General features: G+C 58.9%; 5 protein-coding genes. 4 read left to right on the top strand and 1 reads right to left on the bottom strand.

What is annotated here, in order from left to right:
- Nucleotides 1–14 precede the first annotated feature (14 nt).
- A complete protein-coding gene (locus NW820_RS10295) occupies nucleotides 15–725 on the bottom strand; it encodes a Uma2 family endonuclease (protein ID WP_414330056.1) in 711 nt (236 codons plus the stop codon).
- 152 nt (nucleotides 726–877) lie between these two features.
- Between NW820_RS10295 and NW820_RS10300 the strand changes: the two genes are divergently transcribed.
- The 4 genes from NW820_RS10300 (at nucleotide 878) to groL (ending at nucleotide 4,718) form a co-directional block, all read left to right on the top strand.
- Nucleotides 878–1,357: a GNAT family N-acetyltransferase gene (locus NW820_RS10300; protein WP_041437363.1), complete on the top strand. Its 480-nt coding sequence runs from the start codon at nucleotides 878–880 to the stop codon at nucleotides 1,355–1,357.
- Nucleotides 1,358–1,368: 11 nt separating this feature from the next.
- Nucleotides 1,369–2,484 (top strand): NAD(P)/FAD-dependent oxidoreductase, encoded by a 1,116-nt coding sequence (locus NW820_RS10305; protein WP_414407431.1) that lies wholly within the window; start codon nucleotides 1,369–1,371, stop codon nucleotides 2,482–2,484.
- A gap of 88 nt (nucleotides 2,485–2,572) precedes the next feature.
- Nucleotides 2,573–2,899, top strand: coding sequence for a 30S ribosomal protein PSRP-3 (locus NW820_RS10310; protein ID WP_414330048.1), 327 nt, complete (start codon nucleotides 2,573–2,575; stop codon nucleotides 2,897–2,899).
- A gap of 199 nt (nucleotides 2,900–3,098) precedes the next feature.
- On the top strand, nucleotides 3,099–4,718 hold the full coding sequence (groL, locus tag NW820_RS10315) for a chaperonin GroEL (RefSeq protein WP_414357711.1): 1,620 nt from the start codon (nucleotides 3,099–3,101) through the stop codon (nucleotides 4,716–4,718).
- The last annotated feature ends 12 nt before the right edge of the window (nucleotides 4,719–4,730 follow it).

Consider the following 4,730-nt stretch of genomic DNA (forward strand, 5'->3'; position numbering starts at 1 on the left):
GGGATCCCTGGGCTTCAGCTCTCCAAATCGGGATCCTCACCCAAAGCCCGCAATCTTGCCGCCAGACGCTCCGCCCGTTGATGTTCTCGCTCCGCCCTTTGGCGTTCTTGCTCGGCCCGTTCCCGCTCCAACTCAGCCCGTTCATCGCCGGTCAGCAGCAACTGCCCTTGGGCATCACACCAGCGCAGCCAGCGAGCTTGTTTCCCCTCAAAAACGCCTTCCCACACCGTCAGGCCCAGCCCCACCTGTTCTAGCCAGGTCTCGGTCATTTCCGCGTAGTGGCGGCCCCGCAGTTCGAAAATGCGCAACTCCTCTGGCCCCAGCTCATGATTGGGATCGAAGACCGCGTAGTAGCTAACTCGCATCTGCTCATAACGGCTCAGCTTGCCTTCCAGCTCGTCGCCTTCGCGGTTGGAGACGATCTCGATCACCACATCCGGCGGCTTGTCAAATTGCCAGAGCAGGTAGCAACGGTTTTGCTTCTCCCACCATTGCTCCGGCACCGTGACGTCCAGGCTGAGAAAAACATCCGGCACAATCGGGGGCCGACCGATGGCGGTGTAGATGCCTACATTTGCCGCTGCTAAAAAGGTTTTGCCGCGCAAAGCGCTGTAGAGAGCTCCAGTCAGGAGGCGCTGCTGTTTTTCCGAGGCAAAGTTATCCACCGGGGTATCATCCTCTGTTACGAGATCGGCGACGTCGGGAACCAGCAGTTCAGTATCCATGGGCAGATGGGGTTGGGGATGCTAGCGATCTTAGCTGCTCACCTCAGGGATCCTCTGCTCCCTGAGAAACAGAGAAAACAGAGTCCTCGAGCAAGCCCAGGTACAATCGAGAAAGCTTTACTTAACGATGATTTCTTTTTCTTCGCTGCTCGATGCAGATCGATATCCGTCCTGCTGAAAATTCGGATAGTGCAGCTCTGCTCCACATTTTGCAGGTGGTCTTTGCGGAGTATCCAGGCTGTGTATTGGATATCGAAGAAGTGCCGGAGTTGCTTCAGCCTGCCACAGCTTTCGCGGAGATGGGGGGATCCCTTTGGGTGGCGCAGCATCAGGATCAAGTGGTCGGCTGTGTCGGCCTTGTGCCCGATGGGATCCCTGGGCGCATGGAGCTGAAAAAACTCTACACCCTGCCCGCAGTGCGCGGTCGGGGTTTGGGTCGGCGTTTGATTGAACAGGCCGAATTTGCGGCTCGGCAGCAGCAGGCGGACTCTCTGCATCTGTGGACAGATACTCGCTTCACGACGGCTCATCGGGTTTATGAGCGGCTCGGCTATGTGCGTCTGCCGGAAATTCGTGAATTGCACGATCGCAGCAACTCTGTGGAGTATCACTACGAAAAGCATCTCCATTGAGGGTCGGGCTGTTGAACTGTGATGCGTTGGTGATTGGCTGTGGAGTGGTGGGCTGTGCCATCGCCTACGAATTGTCTGCGGCTGGCCTATCGGTGGTTGGGATCGATGCCGGGGATCCTGCCGCCGGCTCGACAGGGGCAGCTCTGGGGGTATTGGTGGGCATTTCCAGTCGGCAAGCGGGTGGGGAGACGGTTCAGCTTCGCCTGAAAAGCCTGGAGCTGTTCGATCCCCTAATCGCGCGGCTGGAGGAAGACCTGGGCCGGAGTTTGCCCGTCAATCGGCGCGGCATTCTCAAACTCCTCAGGGAGGAGGAAGTGGAAGCTTGGCAAGAGACCCTGGCGGCCCGCCGACAAGCAGGTTACCGCCTAGATCTGCTCAGCCCTGCCGAAGTGGGATCCCTGCAGCCCGGCCTGCGCAGCGACCTGGCGGCGGCCATCTACTCTCCCCAGGATCGACAAGTCCAACCCAAGCTCCTAACCCAGGCTCTCTTGGAAGCAGCCCAACGCAAGGGATCCCGCTTTTTCTTCCACCAGCCTGTCCAGAAGATTCAGCGCAGCTCGGATCCCCCCTTTCGCCTGCAAACGGTTTACACGCCCGCTCTCACCCTCTCGGCAGGGCACGTCATCCTGGCGGCAGGTCTGGGCAGCTCTCCTCTGGCCAAAGAGCTGGGGCTGCAGGTGCCGCTGCAAGCGGTCAAAGGTCAGGCCCTGCGGGTCAAAGCCCCCGGGATCCCCCTGGGGCCCGTGGTCACCGACGCGGATCTGCATCTGGTTCCTTTGGGGGATGGATCCCTGTGGGTGGGGGCAACAGTGGAATTTCAGGCCCCTCATCCCGAGCCGACGCTGCTGGCGCTACAAGATCTGCTGGCCCGCGCCATCCGACTCTGCCCGGCTTTGGCCGAAGCAACTTTGTTGGATCATTGGGCCGGCCATCGGCCTCGACCAGTGGGACAGCGCGCCCCCATCCTGGGTTGGGCTCCTGGCTACGCCAATCTGCTCATTGCCACCGGCCATTATCGCAATGGAGTGTTGCTGGCCCCGATCAGCGCCGCCATCCTGCGGGACTTGGTACTGAAAGGGGAAACAGCCCTCTGTGATCTAGGGCCCTTTGCCCCCAGACAGGGCTGAGCCCGTATCCATCTTCCGGCTCTCGGCCCGCCGATGGACAGGACATATGTCAGAATGAAAGGCTGCCTGGTTAGGATCGGATCGTCCGTTGAGTAGCCCAAAGGAGAAGAGAGCCTTGCCGAAGTTCGCCCTAAAAGCCCTCTGGTTGGAAAACGATTTGGCTATTGCCGTCGATCAGGTGGTGGCCAAAAACCGCAGCCCCCTCACCCACTACTTTTTCTGGCCGCGGGATGACGCTTGGGAGCAGCTTAAGGCTGAGCTGGAAAGCAAAACTTGGATCAGCGAAGTGGATCGCATCGAGCTGCTTAACCGAGCCACCGAACTCATCAACTACTGGCAAAACGGCGGGCGCAACCGCCCCATCAGCGAAGCCCAGGCCCAGTTTCCCGACATCCTGATCGGCGGCAACTCCTAGCCCTCTCCCCCCTGTCAGCCAAAACGTGACTCCGGATCTGCCCATCTTGCTCAGGCTCCCGTCTTTGAGCTAGATTGGCACTCGGGAGTTTAGAGTGCTAACTCCCTGCTAGCCGAGCCGGAGGATTCCTGGGAACCCCACTCCGCCTGGCAGTACCCAAAGTAGGAGCCCAGTCAGACTTACGAGGATCGCGGATTCTATGGCAAAGCGGATTCTGTTTAGAGAAGAGGCCCGCAAGGCATTGGAGCAGGGCATCAACCAACTGGCGGATGCAATCAAGGTTACGATTGGCCCCAAAGGACGCAACGTGGTCTTGGAGAAGAAGTTTGGTGCCCCCCAAATCGTCAACGACGGGGTCACGATTGCCAAGGAAATTGAGTTGGCCGATCCTTTGGAGAACACAGGCGCCCAGTTGATGCGGGAAGTGGCCTCTAAGACCAACGATGTGGCCGGAGATGGTACCACCACAGCCACCATCCTGGCCCAAAGCATGGTGCGGGAAGGGCTCAAAAACATCTCGGCGGGCGCCAACCCTGTGGCTCTGCGGCGCGGCATTGAAAAGACCACTGCCTACTTGGTGGAGCAAATTGCAGCTCATGCCAAGCCTGTGGAAGGCCGTAAAACCATCGCCGAAGTAGCCACTATCTCTGCTGGCAATGACAGCGAAGTGGGAGAGATGATCGCCAAGGCCATGGATGCTGTAGGGCGAGATGGGGTGATCACGGTCGAAGAATCCAAGTCGCTGGAAACCGAGTTGGACGTGGTGGAGGGGATGCAGTTTGACCGCGGCTACATTTCCCCCTATTTCGTCACCGACTCGGAGCGGATGGTGGCCGAGTATGAGAATGCTTATCTGCTGATTACCAGCAACAAGATCTCCAGCCTGCAAGATCTGGTGCCCATCCTAGAGCGGGTGGCCCGCGAGGGTCGGCCTCTTCTGGTCATTGCGGAGGATGTGGAGGGAGAGGCTCTGGCCACATTGGTGGTGAACCGCCTGCGGGGGGTACTCAATGCGGTGGCGGTCAAGGCTCCGGCTTTTGGGGATCGGCGCAAAGCCATGCTGGAAGATATCGCCATTCTCACCGGCGGGCAGCTCATCTCTGAGGATGTTGGCATCAAGCTGGATAAGGTCACCCTGGACATGATGGGGGTGGCCCGCAAGATCACCGTCACCAAAGACAAGACCACCATTGTGACCGATGGCAGCACCAAAGCGGCGGTGGAAAAGCGGGTGGCTCAAATTCGCAAGCAACTGGAAACCACCGATTCCGAGTACGACCGCGAGAAACTGCAAGAACGCATCGCCAAGTTAGCCGGGGGAGTGGCGGTGATCAAAGTGGGGGCTGCCACTGAAACAGAACTCAAAGATCGCAAGCTGCGCATTGAGGATGCCCTGAATGCCACCCGAGCTGCGGTGGAAGAAGGGATCGTCCCTGGCGGCGGGGCGACGCTATTGCACCTCTCCAAAGGGATCCCGGCTTTCAAGGCCAAGTTGAATGCCGAAGAACAGGTGGGGGCAGAAATTGTTTACCGAGCCTTGCAGGCCCCTCTCTTTCAGATTGCCCACAATGCCGGTCTGGAAGGGTCAGTGGTGGTGGAAAAGGTTTTGGAGAAGGAGATGCCCTTTGGCTTCGATGCCCTGAGCGGAACCTATGTGGATATGTTTGCCCAGGGGATCGTCGATCCGGCCAAAGTGGTGCGCTCAGCGCTGCAAAACGCGGCTTCCATAGCCGGAATGTACCTCACAACCGAAGCGATTGTGGTGGAAAAGCCTGAGCCCAAGCCGGCGGCTGGCTCTGCACCTAAGGGGATGATGTAGTCTTGCGAAAGT

Source organism: Synechococcus sp. R55.7 (genome assembly GCF_047461955.1).
In the GTDB taxonomy this organism is placed as follows: domain Bacteria; phylum Cyanobacteriota; class Cyanobacteriia; order Thermostichales; family Thermostichaceae; genus Thermostichus.

Excerpts from the sequence above, each read along its gene's own strand:
- NW820_RS10295 (WP_414330056.1), bottom strand. The coding sequence starts at position 725 with ATGGATACTGAACTGCTGGTTCCCGACGTCGCCGATCTCGTAACAGAG.
- NW820_RS10300 (WP_041437363.1), top strand. The coding sequence starts at position 878 with ATGCAGATCGATATCCGTCCTGCTGAAAATTCGGATAGTGCAGCTCTG.
- groL (WP_414357711.1), top strand. The coding sequence starts at position 3,099 with ATGGCAAAGCGGATTCTGTTTAGAGAAGAGGCCCGCAAGGCATTGGAG.